Genomic DNA, 17,595 nt, shown 5'->3' on the forward strand with positions numbered 1-17,595 from the left:
CCGCCACGCGCCTCCGGACCGTGACGCACCGCGTCAGCGCAGCGGCGCGGGGCAGCGACGGAACGCCGCCGCGTCAGCGGCCGGGACGCCGCCCCACGTCGTCCGTCTCGCCGACCAGCGCGTCGTCGGGCTCGACCGGCTCCGCCGACGGTGACGACGACGGCGACGGCGACGGCGAGACCCGAGGCGCGGGCGCGGAGGACGTCGCGGGCGTCGACGAGGAGTCCGAAGACGACGCCCCAGTACCGGCCCTCGCAGCCCTCCGCCGCGCCCGGACCTCGCGCTGCCCCCGCGACGCGAGCGACGGACGCCCCGTCAACGGCACGCTCAGCGGCGTCCACCGGAACAGCTCCGTCACCGCGACCGACAGCACGAGCACGAGCAGGTACGTCACCAGGGTGAGCCACGGTTTCGGCACGACCTGTTCGAGCCAGCTGTCCCCGTAGAGCAGGATCCAGATCATGAACGGGTGGCTCAGGAAGATGCCGAACGACCGGTCGGACCCGTAGTCGACGACCCGCGCGAGCGGGCTCCCCGGACGGCGTCGGTCGGCCCAGCGGGCACCGATGGCGAGGAAGCCGACGAAGACCGCGGAGCTCCAGACGACCTGCACCGGCTGGAGCGGGGTGCCGGCGGCGTACAGCGACTGTCCCAGTCCGACCTGGAGCGCCCACACACCGAGGGTCAGGACGCCGACCCCGGCGAACCCCCACAGGACGGCGTGGCGGTGCACACGGATGAAGCGGAGGAACGCGTCGGCGTGGTCGGCCGCGACGGCGCCGGACACGATGAAGAACACGTACGAGAAGAAGAACTGCTTCTGGTACCCGTGCATCCAGGCGTCGCTGGCGGGGAAGTACTTGTACCCGGCGTAGACCACCAGCTGCAGGACGAGGGCGACGGCGAGGACCGCCACGTGGTGTCCCCGGGTCCGCCGGACGAGCCAGGCGATCACCGGCAGCAGCAGGTACACCTGCATCGTGACGAGCAGGAAGTAGAGGTGGTACCACGAGGTGCCCGTGACGACGCCCTCGGCGAAGGTCCGCACGAGGTCCGGGACGTCACCGCGCCGACCGGCGTCGAGGAGCCACGACGACCCGACGTAGACGAACGACCACGCGAGGTACGGAACGCCGACGAGCAGGAAGCGCTTCGGCCAGAACTGCGCCATCGGACGCGGTCGGAGCGTGTAGCTGTAGACGAGGACGAACGCGGTGAGCGAGAAGAAGACCAGCCGCGTGAAGTGCAGCAGCCCGAGCAGGGCGTTCAAGGGGACGTCGTCGGTAGCGACGGTGTGGCTCGTGGTGTGCACGCCGATGACGCACGCGAAGGTCAGGATCCGGAGGACGTCGACCTCGTAGAGGTGCCGCGGCTTGCCCTCGGCGGTCCGTGTCGGCGTCTGACGACCGGAGTGCACTGCGTCCGTGCTCACGGGTGCTCCGCCATGGTCCGCACCTTCGCCCGCTGCACCTTGCCGGTCGGCGCCCGCGGCAGGTCCGGCACGACCACGATCTCGACCGGTCGACGGAAGCGCGTCAGCCGGGCCTCGGCGCGGGCGGTGAGGTCGGCGACCAGCTGCTCGGGGTCGATCGTCGCGCCGCCCTCGGTCTGCTGCGGGATGACGTACGCGACGGGGACGGCCCCGAGGACGTCGTGCGGCCGCCCGACGACGACGGCCTCGAGCACCCGGTCGTCGCCGAGCAGCACGTCCTCGACCTCGGACGGGTAGACCTTCTCGCCGCCCCGGTTGATGACGTCGTCGGACCGACCGGCGAGCGAGACCCACCCGTCCTCCGACACGGAGCCGACGTCCCCGGTGCTCAGCCAGCCGTCCGCGTCGAAGCGTTCCGACGCCCGACCGAACAGGTAGCGGTGGACGATCCCCGGGCCGCGGACCCACAGGGCACCGACCTCGTCGGCGGGCAGCGGCGTGCCGTCCTCGGCACGGACCTGCACCTCGCTCCCGACCGGCACGCCGACGGTCCCGACACGGGCCGGCGCACCGAGCGGGGTCGCCGTGATCTGCGACGCACCCTCGGTCATCCCCCAGCTCACGACGAGGGGGACGTCGCCGAGCGCGGCACGGACCGGGTCCGGCAGCGGAGCCGACGCGCTGCGGACGAACCGCAGTCCGGCGGGGAAGTCGAGCGGCCCGGTCTTCGCCAGCACGGCGAGGACGGCGGGCACGGCGTTCAGCCAGGTGATCCGGCGTTCGGCGAGCAGCTCCCAGAAGCCCGTGCGGCTGAAGCGCCGGTCGAGCACGAGCGTCGCACCGGCGACCAGCGTCGCGAGCAGCCCGACGACCTCGGCGTTGACGTGGAAGAGCGGCAACGAGTTGAACCCGCGGTCCTCCGGGGTCAGCGCGTTGTGCCGCGCCACCGCGCGCGCCACGAACAGCAGCTGCGACTCCGGCAGTTCGACGCCCTTCGGCGTGCCGGTGGAGCCGGAGGTGAAGAGGACGACGGAGCCCTCCCCCGGAGCGTCGGGGTTCTCCGCGGGCAGGTCGCCGTCACGGATGCCGGCCGGGAGGAACGTGGTCGCGTCGATCCCGCTGGCGGGCGTCCCGGGGACGGTCGCGTCCACGGCGCGGTCCGACACGACCATCGACGCGCCACCGATCAGGTCGGCGAGGCGGCCGGGCTCGGTGGTCGGCTGTCCGGTGTCGACGGGGACCGCGCGTCGCCCGGAGGCGACGGCCGCGAGGTGCACGACGGCGAACGCGAGCGGGTCGCCGAGGTCGACGAGGACGGCTCCGGACGGGCCGACGCCGATGGCGTCGAACGTGGCGGACCAGGCGGCGACGGCGTCGTCCAGAGCGCGGTAGGTCAGGACGCGGGCGCTCCGCGCGTCCTCGAGGTAGGTGCGCCCGCCCTCGTGCGCCGCTCGGGCACGGATGATCGAGCGCAGGTCGGGTTCGTCGCCGGGTCGCTGCACCGCCCCAGCGTATTGCGCGTCCCTATGGTCGTCCCGAGGAAACCGCGGCACGCTCCGTGGAGAAGCGGCTCAGCAGCCACTGCCACAGCGGGAGCATGCGCGGGGTGCCGTCCGCGGTGAGCGGGGTCGAGTCCTTGATGGTCCTGGAGTGCGACTCCGCCGGCGTCCCCACCCGGATGTCCGTCAGGATCGCGTGCGGGTCGCCGCCGGTACCGGGTGGCGCGGTGTCGGTGCGGAACGGCCCGTGTTCCCCGTCGAGCCCCAGCACCGTCCACGACCCGCGGATCCGCGGGCCGAACACGTCGCGGACGTCGTCGATCGCGTACATCCGGTCGACCGGCGTGCGTCCCGGTCGGTCCATCCAGGCGGCGTGTTCGGCGCCGAGGGACTCCACCGGCGACGAGAACATCAGCGCGCCACGCACCGACCGGATGTGCGAGATGTACGCCGCCTCACCGCCACCCTGCGAGTGCCCGGCGACGACGATGTCACGCCAGGCGATGTCCCGCTCGCCGCGGACGAAGCGGCCCCAGCCCCCGTCGGGGTCGTGGTCCGCCAGGTAGCCGATGGCGTCGCGGAAGCGCGACACGATCGACCCGGACGGCCGCACCGAGCTGAAGGACGACGGACGACTGCCGTCGAACCGGTTCCGCTGGACCGCGCCGTAGCAGTACGGGTCCGCCTCGCACGTGCCGGAGAGGGTCTTGCCGAGGTTCCAGTAGTCGAGCCCGAGCACGTGGTAGCCGTCCTGCAGGGCCGTGCCGAGGAAGCGCTGGTAGTCCGCGGGCTTCGCCCGGGTCGCCGGCAGGAAGAGCAGCAGCGGTCCCTGCGCGTCGGTCCGTGCCGCGAAGTCGTCCCGGTTCGGTTCCAGCCGCTGACCGTTGATGGTGCCGAGTCGGAAGCGGTGGAACTCGCCGTCCGGCCCGCGGGCGTCGCCGTGCGGCCGGTCGGCGGCGGCCACGCGCCCGTGCTGTTCGACACGCTGACCACCGAGGACGTTCGCGGCGACGAGCGACGCCGCACCGATCGCCAGCAGCAGGACGGCTGCGAGGACGAGGAACACCCGGTGCTTCATCGGGCGATGCGCTCCCACACGGCGTCAGCCGAGCGGAGTGTGTCCGCGAGGGTGCCGGTCGCGTCGACGACGTGGTCGGCCAGGGCGAGTCGGTCGGCGTCGCTCGCCTGCGCGGACACGCGCCGCTCCGCCTCCTCGTGGGTCATGCCGCGGCGCTCGACGAGCCGTTCGATCCGCTGCGCGGCGGGTGCGTCGACCACGACGACCGCGTCGAACCGCAGCGGGCGGCTCCCCCGCGCCTCGGCGAGGAGCGGGACGTCGTACACGACGACCGCATCCGGGTCGGCGCTCTCGGCGGCGTCGAACGCCAGTTGCGCGAGCCGCCACACCTCGGGGTGGGTGATCGCCTCGAGGTCCTTGCGTGCTGCCGGGTCAGCGAACACGACGGCGCCGAGGGCCGGCCGGTCGAGCGTACCGTCGGCCGCGATCACCGCCGGACCGAACCGCTCCGCCACCCGCGCGAGCCCGGGGCTGCGCGGGGCGACGGCGTCCCGTGCGAGACGGTCCGCGTCCACGACGACCGCCCCGTGCTCGGCCCACCGCGCCGAGACCGTCGACTTCCCCGCGGCGATGCCGCCCGTCAGACCGATGATGCGCACGGGAACAGCGTAACGAGCACACCTGCCGGAACGGCCGGAAGCCCGGCACCCCTTCTCAGGGATGCCGGGCTTCCGGGACGGACGAGCCGCTCGATCAGTTGGTCGAGCTGAGCTTCTCGCGGAGTGCCGCGAGCGACGCGTCGTCGGCCAGGGTGCCCTGACCGTTCGCCTCGCTCGTGAACGACGCCGAGGTGGAAGCGCTGGCCGGGAGGTCGAAGCCTCCCTGCGCCTCGTCGGCGATGGTCTTCGCGACCTGCGCCTTGTGGGCTTCCCAACGCGCCTGGGCGGCCGCGTACTGGCCTTCCCACTCGGTGCGCTGGGTGTCGTAGCCCTCGAGCCACTCGTTCGTCTCCGGGTCGAAGCCCTCGGGGTACTTGTAGTCGCCCTTGTCGTCGTACTCGGTCGGCATGCCGTAGAGCGCCGGGTCGAACTCGGTGCTCTCCGGGTCCACGCCCTCGTTCGCCTGCTTGAGGCTGAGCGAGATGCGGCGACGGTCGAGGTCGATGTCGATGATCTTGACGAAGACCTCGTCGTTGACCGAGACGACCTGCTCGGCGAGCTCGACGTGCTTGTTCGAGAGCTCCGAGATGTGCACGAGGCCCTCGATGCCGTCGGCGACACGGACGAACGCACCGAACGGCACGAGCTTCGTGACCTTGCCCGGTGCGATCTGGCCGATCGCGTGGGTGCGGGCGAAGACCTGCCACGGGTCTTCCTGGGTGGCCTTGAGCGAGAGCGACACGCGCTCGCGGTCCAGGTCCACCTCGAGGATCTCGACGGTGACTTCCTGACCGACCTCGACGACCTCGCTGGCGTGCTCGATGTGCTTCCAGCTGAGCTCGGAGACGTGGACGAGACCGTCGACGCCACCCAGGTCGACGAACGCACCGAAGTTGACGATCGACGACACGATGCCCTTGCGGACCTGGCCCTTGTGGAGGTTGTTGAGGAAGGTGGTGCGCGACTCGGACTGCGTCTGCTCGAGCAGGGCGCGGCGCGAGAGGACCACGTTGTTGCGGTTCTTGTCGAGCTCCAGGATCTTCGCCTCGAGCTCCTGGCCGAGGTACGGCGTCAGGTCGCGCACACGGCGCAGCTCGATGAGCGAAGCGGGGAGGAAGCCACGGAGGCCGATGTCGACGATGAGACCGCCCTTGACGACCTCGATGACCGTACCGGTCACGACGCCGTCGGACTCCTTGATCTTCTCGACGTCGCCCCACGCACGCTCGTACTGCGCGCGCTTCTTCGACAGGATGAGGCGACCTTCCTTGTCCTCCTTCTGGAGGACCAAGGCCTCGACCTCGTCGCCGACCTCGACGACCTCGTTGGGGTCGACGTCGTGCTTGATCGAGAGCTCGCGCGAGGGGATGACACCCTCGGTCTTGTAACCGACGTCGAGGAGGACCTCGTCGCGGTCGATCTTCACGACGGTGCCGGAGATGAGATCACCGTCGTTGAAGAACTTCAGGGTCTTCTCGACCTCGGCCAGGAAGTCATCAGCCGAACCGATGTCGTTGATGGCGACCTGCTTAGGAGCCTTGGTCGTAGTGGTTGTCATGTAGAGATTGCTCCGAACGGACATGAGTCGGGCCGTGGCGACGAGGGGTTCGATCCCCGCGAGGTGTCGCCGTGGCGATTGGTTGGATGGCGCGGATTGCGCCGCACAAGTCTAACCGGAGCGGGGGAAGCCCCACAACCGGGTGTGCCCGGCGTGGCGGGGACCGGACGACCCCGCCACCGCCGGCTAGTCGAGCAGCGCCGACCGCAGCGTGTCGAGCCCGATGCTGCCGAGCGCGAGCGCGCGGTGGTGGAACGCCTTGAGGTCGAAGGACGCCCCCTCGCGGGCGGCGACCTCGTCGCGGATCGACTCCCAGACGCGCTGCCCGACCTTGTACGACGGCGCCTGCCCCGGCCACCCGAAGTACCGCGCGACCTCGAACTGCACGAAGGCGTCGGACATGTTGACGTTCCGGCGCATGAAGTCGAGGGCGTACTCCCACGTCCAGGCGCCGCCGTCGGGGTTGGTCTTCTGCAGGTGCACACCGATGTCGAGCACCACGCGGGCCGCGCGCATCCGCTGCCCGTCGAGCATGCCGAGCCGGTCGCCGTCGTCGTCGAGGAACCCGAGCTGCTCCATCAGGCGCTCGGCGTAGAGCGCCCAGCCCTCGACGTGCCCGGACGAACCGGCCAGCTGGCGCCGCCAGGTGTTCAGCTCGCCGCGGTTGTAGACGCCCTGGCTGATCTGCAGGTGGTGCCCCGGGACGCCCTCGTGGTACACCGTGGTCTTCTCGCGCCAGGTCCCGAACTCGGTGACGCCCTGCGGCACGGACCACCACATGCGGCCGGCGCGGGAGAAGTCGTCGGACGGCCCGGTGTAGTAGATCCCGCCCTCCTGCGTGGGCGCGATCCGGCACTCGAGGCGCTTGATCGGGTCGGCGATGTCGAAGTACTTGCCGTCCATCGCACGGATCGACTCGTCGCTGGTCTCCTGCATCCAGCGCTGCAGGGCGTCGGTGCCGTGCAGCACCCGGGCCGGGTCGGCGTCGAGCACCTCGATCGCGCGGGCCACGCTCGCGCCGGACTCGATGCGGTCGGCGATGCGCTCCTGCTCGTCGCGCATCCGGGCGAGCTCCTCGATGCCCCACTGGTACGTCTCGTCGAGGTCGACCACGGCCCCGAGGAAGCGGCGGGAGTGCAGTTCGTACGCCTCGCGGCCGACGGCGTCGACGGGGGTGGCGAGCGGCAGGAGCTCGTGTTCGAGGAACTGGCCGAACGACCGGTAGGCCGCGGCCGCCACCTCGGCGCCGCGGGCGAGCTCGGTGCGGAGCGCCTCCGGCACCTGGCTGCCGTCCTCGAACGCCGCGCCGTCGACGAGCTGCCGGAACACGCCGTCCTCGGCGCCGTTGCGCGCAGCCTGCTCGGCGATGAGCGCGACCTGGCGCTTCGCCGGCGTGACGTCCTCGCGCGTGCCCTGGAGCAGCGTCTCGCGGATGCCCTCGAGCGCGTCGGGCAGCGCCTGCAGCCGGCTCGCGATGTCCTGCCAGTCGGTCTCGGTGCCGGTCGGCATGAGGTCGAGCACCTCGCGCACTGCCTGCGCCGGGCTCGCGATCACGTTGAGGTCGCGGAGGTGCAGCTTGCGGTCGTACGACTCCTGCACGAGGTCGAGCTCGGCACCGAGGTCGGTCTTCGTCACGCGGTCGACCGCGTCCACCGGTTCGGCGGCGTCGAGCGCGTGCTTCGCGGCGCGGGCGGCGTCGGCCATCGCCGCGGCACCGGCGGGCGACGTGTCGCCGTACTCCCCCGTGCGCCCCGGGACGCCGATGTAGGTGGCGACGGTGGGGTCGAGGTCGACGAGGGTGGACACCCACTCCTCGGCGACGCGGTCGACGGCGGAGGGCTGGCGGACGGGACGGTCTTCGGTCATGCTCCCGACCCTATCGAGCGCGAGCCGTCCGGCGGCGGTGACGCGAGGGGCGGACGGGAGGCGCGCCTCCGGTCCGCCCCGCGACGCACGTCAGTGGGCGGCGGCTTCCCAGTTGGGCCCCACCCCGACGGAGACGTCCAGCGGGACCGTCAGCTCGGCGGCGGCACCCATCCGGGTGCGGAGGATCTCCTCGACCCGGTCCTGCTCGCCGGGAGCGACCTCGAGGATGAGCTCGTCGTGCACCTGCAGGAGCAGGTGCGACGCCAGGTCGCCGTCGCGCAGGTCGGCGGCGACACCGAGCATCGCGATCTTCATGATGTCGGCGGCCGAGCCCTGGATGGGCGCGTTGAGCGCAGCGCGCTCGGCGTTCTCGCGCAGGACGCGGTTGGGGCTCTTGAGGTCGGGGAACGGACGACGCCGACCGAAGATGGTCTCGGTGTAGCCGTCTTCGCGGGCCTGCTCGACGACGCCGCGCAGGTAGTCGCGGACCGCGCCGAACCGGGCGAAGTACTCGTTCATCAGCGTCCGCGCCTCGGACTGCTCGATGCGGAGCTGCTTGGACAGGCCGAACGGGCTCAGGCCGTACGCCAGGCCGTAGGACATCGCCTTGACCTTCGTGCGCATCTCGGGCGTGACGTCGGCCGGCTCGACCGAGAACACCCGGGCGCCGACGAAGCGGTGCAGGTCCTCGCCCTCGTTGAAGGCCTGGATCAGTCCGGGGTCGCCGGAGAGGTGCGCCATGATCCGCATCTCGATCTGCGAGTAGTCGGCCGTGACGAGCGTCGTGTAGGGCTCCGCGACGGCGAACGCCGAGCGGATCCGGCGACCCTCGGCGGTCTTGACCGGGATGTTCTGCAGGTTCGGGTCCGTCGAGGAGATGCGCCCCGTGCTCGTGCCGGTCTGCTCGTACCGGGTGTGGATACGGCCGTCGACGACCGAGGCGTCGAGGGTGTCCACGATCTGGCGGAGCTTCGTCGCGTCACGGTGCTGCAGCAGCAGGCCGAGGAACGGGTGCGGGTGCTGGTCCTGCAGGTCGGCGAGGCTCGCGGCGTCGGTCGAGAAGCCGGTCTTCGTCTTGCGGGTCTTCGGCATCGCGAGCTCGGTGAAGAGGACCTCCTGGAGCTGCTTCGGCGAGCCGAGGTTGACCTCGTGCCCGATCTCCGCGAAGGCCTGCTGGGCGAGGCCCGCCGCGCGCTCCCCCAGGTCGTGCGACAGCCCGGTGAGCACCGGGCGGTCGATCCCGACGCCGATCGTCTCCATGCCGGCGAGCACCGGCACGAGCGGCAGCTCGATGTCGTCGAGCACCCGGAGCGAGGACTCGTCGATCCGCGCCCGGAGCGCCGTGGTCACGCGGAGGACGAACCACGCGTGCACGCCGACGTTGACCGGGTCGGTCTCGGGGACGAGCTGGTTCGGGTCGCCGGTCGGGAGCTCCTCGCCGAGCTCCTGGTACACGAGGTCGCCGAGGGGCTGCCCCTGCTTGCCCGGCTGGGCGAGCCAGCCCATGATCCGGGCGTCACCGGCGATCCCGTCGACCTGGAAGCCGACCGACGCGAGCGCCTTGATCGAGGCCTTGGCGTCGTGGAAGTGCTTCGGGGCGTCGGACGCGAACCACGCCGCGAGCTGCTCGTAGTCCTTCGCGCCGCTGCCGCCCGGCACCATCACGGCGTCGTCGTGGGTCGCGATGCCGATCGCGCTGAGCCGCCCGTCGATGACCTCGACCGCGACGCCGTAGCCGTTCGCGGCCTCGGACGCGTTCCGGCGCTCGAGCCAGTAGCCGAGCTCCTCGTCGATCAGCGTCTTCACCGGCGGCGGCGTCGGGGCGCCGCTGTCGACGGCCCCCTCGGCACTGGTCGAGCCGCCCTCGGACGGCTCGCCGTTGCCCGCGACCTTGAACACACGGTCGAGCAGGGTCCGGAACTGCAGCTTCGCGAAGAGCTCGCGCACCGCGTCCTCGTCGAGGGGGCGCAGCGCGACGTCGGCGGGACCGACCGGCAGCTCGACGTCGTTCACGAGCCGGTTGAGCTTGCGGTTGCGGATCGCCCGGTCCTTCTGGTCGCGCAGGTTGCCGCCGACCACGCCCTTGATCTCGTCGGCGTGCTCGAGCACCCCGTCGAGCGAGCCGTACTGCGTGATCCACTTGACGGCGGTCTTCTCGCCGACCTTGTCGATGCCGATCAGGTTGTCGCTGGTCTCACCGACGAGCGCCGCGATGTCCGGGTACTGGTGCGGCTCGATGCCGTAGCGCTCGTACACCTTGTCGCGGTCGTAGCGGGTGAGCTCGGAGACGCCGCGGACGGACGGGTAGAGCAGCGTGACGTCGTCGTTGACGAGCTGGATCGAGTCGCGGTCGCCGGAGACCACGTAGACCTGGTACCCCTGCTCGGCCCCCTGCCGGGCGAAGGTGGCGAGGATGTCGTCGGCCTCGTAGTCCTCCTTCGTGACGGTCGTGATGCCCATCGCCTCGAGCGCCTGCTGGAGGAGCGGGATCTGGCCCTTGAACTCGGCCGGGGTCTCGGAGCGGGTGCCCTTGTAGTCCTCGTACTCGCGGGTGCGGAACGAGAACCGGGAGATGTCGAACGCGACCGCGAGGTGCGTGGGCTTCTCGCGCTGGAGGAGCATGAGCAGCATCGAGATGAAGCCGTGGATGGCGTTCGTGTGCTGCCCCTCGCGGTTCACGAAGCTGTCGACCGGGAGCGCGTAGAAGGCCCGGAAGGCGAGCGAGTGGCCGTCGATGACCATGAGGGTAGGCTTTGCGGAGTCCGACACCCGGACAGCCTACCGACGCCATCCGACACGGGAGTCCGCCAGCGTGACCGACGACGTGACCCACGAACCGACCACCGCAGGCGTCGTCGACGAGCGGCTGTCCGACCGCGGGATGGGCGAGCTCGCCGAGAAGATGGGCATGGTCATCACCGAGCTCTCGGCCGAGCGGGCCGTCGGCACCATCCCGGTCGAGGGCAACCGCCAGCCCGTCGGGCTCCTGCACGGCGGCGCGTACGTCGTCCTCGCGGAGAGCCTCGGGTCGATGGCCGCCAACGTCCACGCCGGACCCGGCCGCTACGCCGTCGGCATCGAGCTGAACGCCTCGCACTCGCGGAGCGCGACGAGCGGGATCGTCACCGGCACCTGCACCGCGATCCACCTCGGGGGCACGCTCACGACGCACGAGATCGTCCTCACCGACGACCAGGGCCGGCGCTGCTCGACCGTGCGGATCACGAACATGATCCGCGAGGCCCGCTGAGGCGACCGACCGCGGTCAGTCCTCCGGCGGACGCTGCAGCAGCAGCCGCGCGTCCCCGAACCCGAGGCGCCGGTACAGCCGCTCGCCGTCCACGCTCGAGTGCACCGACGTGCGCTCGACGCCGAGTCCGTCGACCGCCTCGAGCACCGCGGAGACGAGTCGTCCCGCGACGCCGCGCCCGCGGAGGTCGGGGTGCACGTAGACCGTCTGCACGTCCGCGGTCAGTCGGCGGCCGGGTCGGTCCGGGGTGGGCGGGCGCGCGACGAGTCCGAGCCACGCCATGCCGAGCACCCGGCCGTCGTGCTCCGCGACGACGCACCGGTGGGTCTCGGGGTGCGCGGCGGCGAACGCGGTCATCGCCTCGCGGTACTGCTGCTGCGTGACGGCGGGCGTCGCCCCGCCCTCGTCCACGCTCCACCGCCACCGCAGGTCGGCCACCGCGGGCATGTCGTCCGGCCGGGAGGCACGGATCACCACGTCGTCCATGCGTCCAGCCTGCCAGGTGGTCGCGTCGTCCGGGAACGCGGAAGCGCCGCCGGACCGGGGTCCGGCGGCGCTCCGTGCGCGATCGCGCGGCTACTTCTTGGCGCTGAGCTGCTCGATGATCGCCTTGGCGACGTCGTGCATGGTCAGGCGACGGTCCATCGACGCCTTCTGGATCCAGCGGAAGGCCTCGGGCTCGGTCAGGCCCATCTTCTCGTTCAGCAGGCCCTTGGCGCGGTCGACGAGCTTGCGCGTCTCGAAGCGCTCGACGAGGTCGGCGACCTCGGCCTCGAGCGTGATGATCTGCTGGTGACGCGAGAGGGCGATCTCGATCGCGGGGAGCAGGTCGTTCGGGGTGAAGGGCTTCACGACGTAGGCGAGCGCACCGGCCTCGGTCGCACGCTCGACGAGGTCCTTCTGGCTGAACGCCGTGAGGAGGACCACCGGAGCGATGTGGTTCTTCGAGAGCTTCTCGGCCGCGGAGATGCCGTCGAGCTGGGGCATCTTGACGTCCATCACGACGAGGTCGGGGCGGAGGTCGGTGGCGAGCTGCACGGCGGTCTCGCCGTCACCGGCTTCGCCGACCACGTCGAACCCGTTGTCGCGGAGGATCTCCACGATGTCGAGGCGGATGAGCGACTCGTCCTCGGCGACGACGACGCGACGGGGTGCTGTTGCAGTTGCTTCTGTGTCACTCACGACGTGCAGCCTACTAGAACCGTGCAGTCCGAGTTGTCCGAGTGGCGGGACCCGGGTGTCGGAACTGCCCCGCCCGCCGTGAGCCGCGTTGTACGAGTGGCGGGACCCGAGTGTCGGGACTGCCCCGCACGCCGTGAGCTGCGTCGTACGAGTGGCGGGACCCGAGTGTCGGGACTGCCCCGCACGCCGTGAGCCGCGAGCCGCGTTGTACGAGTGGCGGGACTTGAACCCGCACGCCGTGAGGCAGAGCATTTTGAGTGCCCCGTGTCTGCCGATTCCACCACACTCGCGAGGCCTCCAGGCTAGCAGGACCCCCGGGCCGCCACGGCCCCCGACGGCAGCGTCAGCTCGAACACGGCGCCGCCGAGCACCCCCTCGTCCCCGTGCCGGAGTGCACCGCCGTGCGCTTCGGCGATCCCGCGTGCGATCGGGAGCCCGAGGCCGGCTCCGCCGGACCGCGCGTCGCGTGACACCTCCAGCCGCACGAGCCGGTCGAACACCCGCTCACGGTCCCCCGCGGGGATCCCCGGGCCGTCGTCCTCGACGCGCACGACGGCGTCGGCGCCGCGGTCGTCGAGGGTCACCACGACGCGCCCGGAGCCGCCGGTCGCGCGCGCGGCGTTGTCGACGAGGTTGCCGACGACCTGCGCGAGCCGTTCGGCGTCGACGGCCGCGGGCACCGGGAGCTCCGGCACGACGACGGACAGGTCGACGGCGTGCAGCCGAAGGCGCAGTCGTTCCCCCTCGGCGACGAGCACGGCGCCGAGGTCGACGACCTGCCGGTCGAGTGCGATCCCCCGGTCCAGACGCGCCATCGTCAGCATGTCGTCGACCAGCCGCGCGGCGCGGTCCGCCTGCCGGACGACGTGGACGGCGAGCGCCTCGCGGGTGGTGTCGTCGCCCCCGCCGCGCACCAGCGTGTCGGCGGCGGCCCGCACGCCGGCGACCGGGGTGCGGAGTTCGTGCGCCGCATCGGACAGGAACGACCGGACCCGCGCCTCCGCGGCGACCGCCTCGTGCTCGGCACCCTCGACGGCGTCGAGCATCTCGTCCATGGCGACGGCGACCCGTCCGATCTCGGTGTCGCGTCGGACGGGTCGGAGCCGGCGGCCGCGGTCGCCGGCCGCGATGGAGCGGGCGGTGGCGGTGACCTCGTCGAGCGGGCGGAGCGAGCGCCGCACCACGAGGACGACGCCGAGCACCGCGACGCCGAGGAACGCCGCGGAGGCGCCGCCGAGCACCCACGCGAGCTGCGCCAGGGTGTCCTGGACGTCCCGGGTGCCGGCGGTGAGCGTGATGCGCGTCCCGTCGTCGAGGCGACTGACCAGGGTGAGGACGCCGTCGTCCTCGGTGGCGCGCGAGGACACGACCCGCGGCGTGGTGGCGGCCGGTGTGGCCTCCGTCGACGCGGTGGAGCCTGCGGCCCCGGAGCCACGCGGCACGGGGCCGGGGAGCGAGCCCGGGTCGGGTGGTCCGGCCCGGAGTTGGTCGGGGGTCGGTCCGGCCTCCACCGCGTCGCCGTCCGGCTCGACGATCCGGACCGAGAGGCCTTGGGCGGACAGCCGGTCGGCGAGGTCCTCGGCGCCGACGGTGCCGACGAGCGCGGCGGCGGCGGACGCCCGGTCGCGGAGGCGGTCCTCGACCTGGGCGCGCAGCCGGACGCCGAGCAGGAGCTCGACCGCCACGGACAGTCCGGCGAGCAGCACGGCGAGCAGCACCACGATCGCGACGACGGTCCGCAGCCGCAGCGACGTCGTGGCGAGCCGCCGGGTCGTGGGTGTCACGTGGTCACCCGGTCGTCGCTCAGCCGGTAGCCGATCCCCCGGACCGTGTGCACGAGCCGCGGGCCGTGCGCCTCCATCTTCCGGCGGAGCGCGCTGAGGTGGACCTCGACGACGTTCGCCGCGACGTCGTCGTAGCCCCAGACCTGCGTCGTGATCTGCCCCTTGGAGACGGTGCGACCGCGGCTCTCGGCCAGGAACCGCAGGAGTCGGTACTCGGTCGCGGTGAGGTCGAGCAGCACCCCGCCGCGGCGCACCGTGGCGGCGTCGGGGTCGACCACGAGGTCGCCCACCTCGACGACCGACGGGATCCGCCCGCGACGCCGCAGGACCGCCGTCACCCGGGCAACGAGCTCGGCCATCGCGAAGGGCTTCACGACGTAGTCGTCCGCTCCCTCGGCGAACCCGCGGAGCCGCTCGTCGAGCTCGTCGCGCGCCGTCATCATCACCACGGCGGCGTCGGAGGCGCACCTGACGCGGGCGGCCAGCACGATGCCGCTCGGTCCGGGGAGCATCCAGTCGAGGAGGACCAGGTCGGGAGCGGTGCGGCGGAGGTCGTCGTGGAGGGAACGGCCGTCGGGGGCCTCGGCAACGACGAAGCCCTCGGCGCGCAGGGTCGTCGCGACGGCGGTCCGGATGGCGTCGTCGTCGTCCACGACGAGGACTCGGGCGGGAGCTGGCACGGCGGACACGGTAGGTGGTGTCGTCGAGCACGGAGCATGGAGGACGCTGGAGAATCCCTGTGCTTCAGTCATGCTTCAGATTCGGACCCGAGCGTCGTCCACATCGGCGGATCGGCCTGATCCGCCCGGACCCGAACGGGAGACCCCATGCACGACGAACGCGACACCCCCACCACCGGCACCCCGGGATCCCGGCGCCGCACCCTGCTCCGTCGGACCGGCATCGGCGCCGGCGTGGCCGCCGCCCTGGTGCTCGGCGGCTTCGGCGTCACCGCGGCGACGGCCGCGTCGAACGGCCCGTCGGACGGCACTCCGTCGGGAGCGCCGACGGTGGTCCCGAGCGGGCCGCCGACCGCCGGTCCCTCGGGGAAGGCGGCGCCCGGCGACGGGACCGCGCCCGCGCCGGGCTGCGCCGCACTGCCCGGCCCGACCGGGACGGGCACGCCCTCGGCCCCGGACGCCGACGGCGGGAAGCCCACCCCGCCGAAGCCGGACGCGGGCGGCGGGAAGCCCACCCCGCCCAAGCCCGACGCCGACGGCGGGAAGCCCACCCCGCCCAAGCCCGACGCCGACGCCGACGGCAAGGTACCCACCCCGCCCAAGCCCGACGCCGACGGCAAGGTACCCACCCCGCCCAAGCCCGATGCCGACGGCGGGAAGCCCACGCCGACGGCCCCCGACGCGACGGCGACCCCGGAGGCGGGCAGCGGTTCCTGACGCCGGACGCGGGAGGCGCGACCCGCAGCCGACCTCGGTCCAGCAGGTCGCGCCTCCCGTCCGACCGCCGTGTCAGGGCCCCTCGAGGTCTCGGGCGGCGCCGACGGCTGACGAACCGGTCGCGGCCGGCCGAGGTAGCGTCGGATCGAGCAGGTCTGACAGGAGGGGTGCTCGTGGATTCTCGTGCCGTCCGGACCTTCCGGGTCTTCGTCGTCGTCACTGCGGTCGTGGCCATCGCGCTCGGCATCGTCGCCATCGTCCTGCCGCGTCCGACGCTCGTCGTCGTGGCGCTGCTCTTCGGTGTCTACCTCGTCGTGGCCGGCGCCCTCCGGGTGTTCGCGGCGGTCCGGGGACACGGCACACCCCCGGTCTGGCGGTGGACCTCGGGGGTCGTCGGCGCGCTGGTCGGGGTCGCCGGGCTCGTGACCCTGCTCGACCCGGCCGTCCCGCTCGTCGTCTACGCGGTCCTCGCCGGCATCGCGTTCCTGATCGAGGGGGTCGCCGCCCTCGTCGGCGGGTTCGTCGGGCACCCCGGGTCGTCCCGGGTGCCGACGATCGTGAGCGGCGTGCTGTCGATCCTCGGCGGCGTGGTCGTCCTCGTCGCACCGGGATTGGCGCTGACGGTCTTCATGGTGTTCTCGGGCATCGCGCTCATCGTCGTCGGGGCCGGGGCACTCCTGCTCCTGCCCCCGCGGGCGTCGGTCCGGCGCTAGGCGCTCCCCGTGCCGAACAGCAGACCGAGACCGTAGGTGACCGCCGCGGCACCGAAGCCGATCGCGAGCTGACGGAGCGCCCGCCGGAGCGGGGACGCGCCGCTCAGCACGCCGACCACGGCCCCGGTGCCGAGCAGCGCGATGCCCACGAGCACGGCAGCGAGCGCGATCGCAGCCCAGCCCTCGAGCCTGAACAGGTACGGCAGCACCGGGATGATCGCCCCGGAGGCGAAGAAGCAGAAGCTGGAGACCGCTGCGCTCATGCCGTTGCCGATGGCCTCGTGGTCGTCCGTGGCAACGGTGCTCGTGGTCGCCCGGCCGCCGAGGACCTCGGCGGCGTGGTCCTGGGCCGCCGCCTCGGACATGCCCCGCGCGCGGTAGACGAGCGCGAGTTCGTTGGCGTCGACGTCGAGGTCGGCCACGGCGCGTCCGGCTTCCGGGTGCGGTGCGGAAGCCCTGAGGAGCTCGCGCTGCGACCGGACCGACACGTACTCCCCCGCGCCCATCGACAGGGCTCCGGCGAGCAGACCGGCGATGCCGCTCAACAGGACGAAGTGCCGGTCGGCGCCCGACGCACTGATGCCGATGATCAGGGCGAGGTTCGACACCAAGCCGTCGTTCGCGCCGAACACCGCCGCCCGGAACGTCCCCGACAGCCGCATCCGCCCGCGGTTCGCGAGGCCCCGGACGACCTCACCGTGGATGCGCTCGTCGGCGGCCATCCGCGCGGTCGCGTCGTCGTCGTCGGCGTAGGGGGACCGGTCTTCCGCCCGCTGCATGAGCGCGAGCACGAAGACCGAGCCGAAGCGCTTCGCGAGGACGGCGAGCACGCGGGTGCGGAGGCTCCCCCGCTGCGGGCGACCGACGTCGTCGCCGAGGAGGTCGAGCCAGTGCTGCTCGTGCCGTCCCTCGGCCTCGGCCAGGGCCGACAGGATCTCGCGTTCCTCGCCGTCGCGGCGCGCGGCGAGGTTGCGGTACACGGCCGCCTCGGCGCGCTCGTCGGCGAGGTAGCGGCGCCAACGGCGCACGTCGGCGCGTTGCGCCGTGGATCCGGTCTGGAGGCTCACACCACCATCCTGCCCGGTCCCGACGACGGGGACGCACCACCGCAGGGCACCTGTGGGTCACCGACGTGGCCCGGTCGCCGTGGAGGGGGAACGCGACGGGGCGCGGACGGGAGGCGCCGTGCGCGAGCTGCGCCGTGCCTCCCGTCCGCGCCCCGTGGGACGTCGGACGC

15 protein-coding genes and 1 tRNA gene are annotated in these 17,595 nt (G+C 72.5%); 3 read left to right on the plus strand and 13 right to left on the minus strand.

The features are described from left to right. Window positions 1–73: 73 nt before the first annotated feature. The 7 genes from AAEP86_RS13400 to polA all read right to left on the minus strand — a co-directional run bounded on the left by AAEP86_RS13400 (window position 74) and on the right by polA (window position 10,801). Entirely contained in the window at window positions 74–1,432 is a 1,359-nt protein-coding gene (locus tag AAEP86_RS13400; protein WP_420367819.1) for an acyltransferase, read from the minus strand. After that, a complete protein-coding gene (locus AAEP86_RS13405; protein ID WP_420367820.1) occupies window positions 1,429–2,934 on the minus strand; it encodes a class I adenylate-forming enzyme family protein in 1,506 nt (501 codons plus the stop codon). The genes AAEP86_RS13400 and AAEP86_RS13405 overlap by 4 nt, the downstream gene beginning before the upstream one ends. Before the next feature lie 22 nt (window positions 2,935–2,956). Continuing rightward, window positions 2,957–4,009: a BPSS1187 family protein gene (locus AAEP86_RS13410; RefSeq protein ID WP_420367821.1), complete on the minus strand. Its 1,053-nt coding sequence runs from the start codon at window positions 4,007–4,009 to the stop codon at window positions 2,957–2,959. Further along, a complete protein-coding gene (gene coaE / locus AAEP86_RS13415) occupies window positions 4,006–4,608 on the minus strand; it encodes a dephospho-CoA kinase (protein ID WP_420367822.1) in 603 nt (200 codons plus the stop codon). The genes AAEP86_RS13410 and coaE overlap by 4 nt, the downstream gene beginning before the upstream one ends. Before the next feature lie 94 nt (window positions 4,609–4,702). Further along, the gene (gene rpsA / locus AAEP86_RS13420; RefSeq protein ID WP_420367823.1) at window positions 4,703–6,166 is read right to left on the minus strand and encodes a 30S ribosomal protein S1; all 1,464 of its coding nucleotides are present in this window, start codon (window positions 6,164–6,166) and stop codon (window positions 4,703–4,705) included. 186 nt (window positions 6,167–6,352) lie between these two features. Beyond that, window positions 6,353–8,032, minus strand: coding sequence for a DUF885 domain-containing protein (locus AAEP86_RS13425; protein WP_420367824.1), 1,680 nt, complete (start codon window positions 8,030–8,032; stop codon window positions 6,353–6,355). 90 nt (window positions 8,033–8,122) lie between these two features. Further along, window positions 8,123–10,801, minus strand: a complete 2,679-nt coding sequence (gene polA, locus AAEP86_RS13430; RefSeq protein WP_420367825.1) for a DNA polymerase I — start codon at window positions 10,799–10,801, stop codon at window positions 8,123–8,125. Between the two features lie 112 nt (window positions 10,802–10,913). Here polA and AAEP86_RS13435 point away from each other — a divergent pair, with 112 nt between their 5' ends. Then, complete coding sequence (locus AAEP86_RS13435; protein ID WP_420370490.1) at window positions 10,914–11,282, plus strand: PaaI family thioesterase; 369 nt, start codon at window positions 10,914–10,916, stop codon at window positions 11,280–11,282. A gap of 15 nt (window positions 11,283–11,297) precedes the next feature. Here the strand turns inward: AAEP86_RS13435 and AAEP86_RS13440 are convergent, their stop codons facing one another. The 5 genes from AAEP86_RS13440 to AAEP86_RS13460 form a co-directional block, all read right to left on the minus strand. Continuing rightward, on the minus strand, window positions 11,298–11,768 hold the full coding sequence (locus AAEP86_RS13440; RefSeq protein WP_420367826.1) for a GNAT family N-acetyltransferase: 471 nt from the start codon (window positions 11,766–11,768) through the stop codon (window positions 11,298–11,300). A gap of 90 nt (window positions 11,769–11,858) precedes the next feature. Further along, window positions 11,859–12,464: an ANTAR domain-containing response regulator gene (locus AAEP86_RS13445; protein ID WP_022905562.1), complete on the minus strand. Its 606-nt coding sequence runs from the start codon at window positions 12,462–12,464 to the stop codon at window positions 11,859–11,861. Window positions 12,465–12,672: 208 nt separating this feature from the next. Next, window positions 12,673–12,754 (minus strand) — tRNA-Leu (locus AAEP86_RS13450). 12 nt (window positions 12,755–12,766) lie between these two features. Then, on the minus strand, window positions 12,767–14,248 hold the full coding sequence (locus AAEP86_RS13455) for a sensor histidine kinase (protein WP_420367827.1): 1,482 nt from the start codon (window positions 14,246–14,248) through the stop codon (window positions 12,767–12,769). Beyond that, window positions 14,245–14,928 (minus strand): response regulator, encoded by a 684-nt coding sequence (locus AAEP86_RS13460; RefSeq protein ID WP_420367828.1) that lies wholly within the window; start codon window positions 14,926–14,928, stop codon window positions 14,245–14,247. The genes AAEP86_RS13455 and AAEP86_RS13460 overlap by 4 nt, the downstream gene beginning before the upstream one ends. Before the next feature lie 147 nt (window positions 14,929–15,075). Between AAEP86_RS13460 and AAEP86_RS13465 the strand changes: the two genes are divergently transcribed. Together AAEP86_RS13465 and AAEP86_RS13470 are read left to right on the plus strand one after the other, a co-directional pair. Then, window positions 15,076–15,645 (plus strand): hypothetical protein, encoded by a 570-nt coding sequence (locus AAEP86_RS13465; RefSeq protein ID WP_420367829.1) that lies wholly within the window; start codon window positions 15,076–15,078, stop codon window positions 15,643–15,645. A 173-nt stretch (window positions 15,646–15,818) separates the two neighbouring features. After that, window positions 15,819–16,358 (plus strand): HdeD family acid-resistance protein, encoded by a 540-nt coding sequence (locus AAEP86_RS13470; RefSeq protein ID WP_420367830.1) that lies wholly within the window; start codon window positions 15,819–15,821, stop codon window positions 16,356–16,358. Here the strand turns inward: AAEP86_RS13470 and AAEP86_RS13475 are convergent. Beyond that, on the minus strand, window positions 16,355–17,425 hold the full coding sequence (locus AAEP86_RS13475) for a VIT1/CCC1 transporter family protein (RefSeq protein WP_420367831.1): 1,071 nt from the start codon (window positions 17,423–17,425) through the stop codon (window positions 16,355–16,357). The two genes, AAEP86_RS13470 and AAEP86_RS13475, sit on opposite strands and share 4 nt — an antisense overlap. Between the last annotated feature and the right edge of the window lie 170 nt (window positions 17,426–17,595).

This window comes from Curtobacterium sp. L1-20, assembly GCF_048755855.1.
In the GTDB taxonomy this organism is placed as follows: Bacteria; Actinomycetota; Actinomycetes; order Actinomycetales; family Microbacteriaceae; genus Curtobacterium.

What these genes read in the sequence shown, in the direction of transcription:
- AAEP86_RS13435 (WP_420370490.1), top strand. Translation starts at nt 10,914, where the DNA reads ATGGGCGAGCTCGCCGAGAAGATGGGCATGGTCATCACCGAGCTCTCG.
- AAEP86_RS13410 (WP_420367821.1), bottom strand. Translation starts at nt 4,009, where the DNA reads ATGAAGCACCGGGTGTTCCTCGTCCTCGCAGCCGTCCTGCTGCTGGCG.
- rpsA (WP_420367823.1), bottom strand. Translation starts at nt 6,166, where the DNA reads ATGACAACCACTACGACCAAGGCTCCTAAGCAGGTCGCCATCAACGAC.
- AAEP86_RS13465 (WP_420367829.1), top strand. Translation starts at nt 15,076, where the DNA reads ATGCACGACGAACGCGACACCCCCACCACCGGCACCCCGGGATCCCGG.
- AAEP86_RS13425 (WP_420367824.1), bottom strand. Translation starts at nt 8,032, where the DNA reads ATGACCGAAGACCGTCCCGTCCGCCAGCCCTCCGCCGTCGACCGCGTC.
- AAEP86_RS13440 (WP_420367826.1), bottom strand. Translation starts at nt 11,768, where the DNA reads ATGGACGACGTGGTGATCCGTGCCTCCCGGCCGGACGACATGCCCGCG.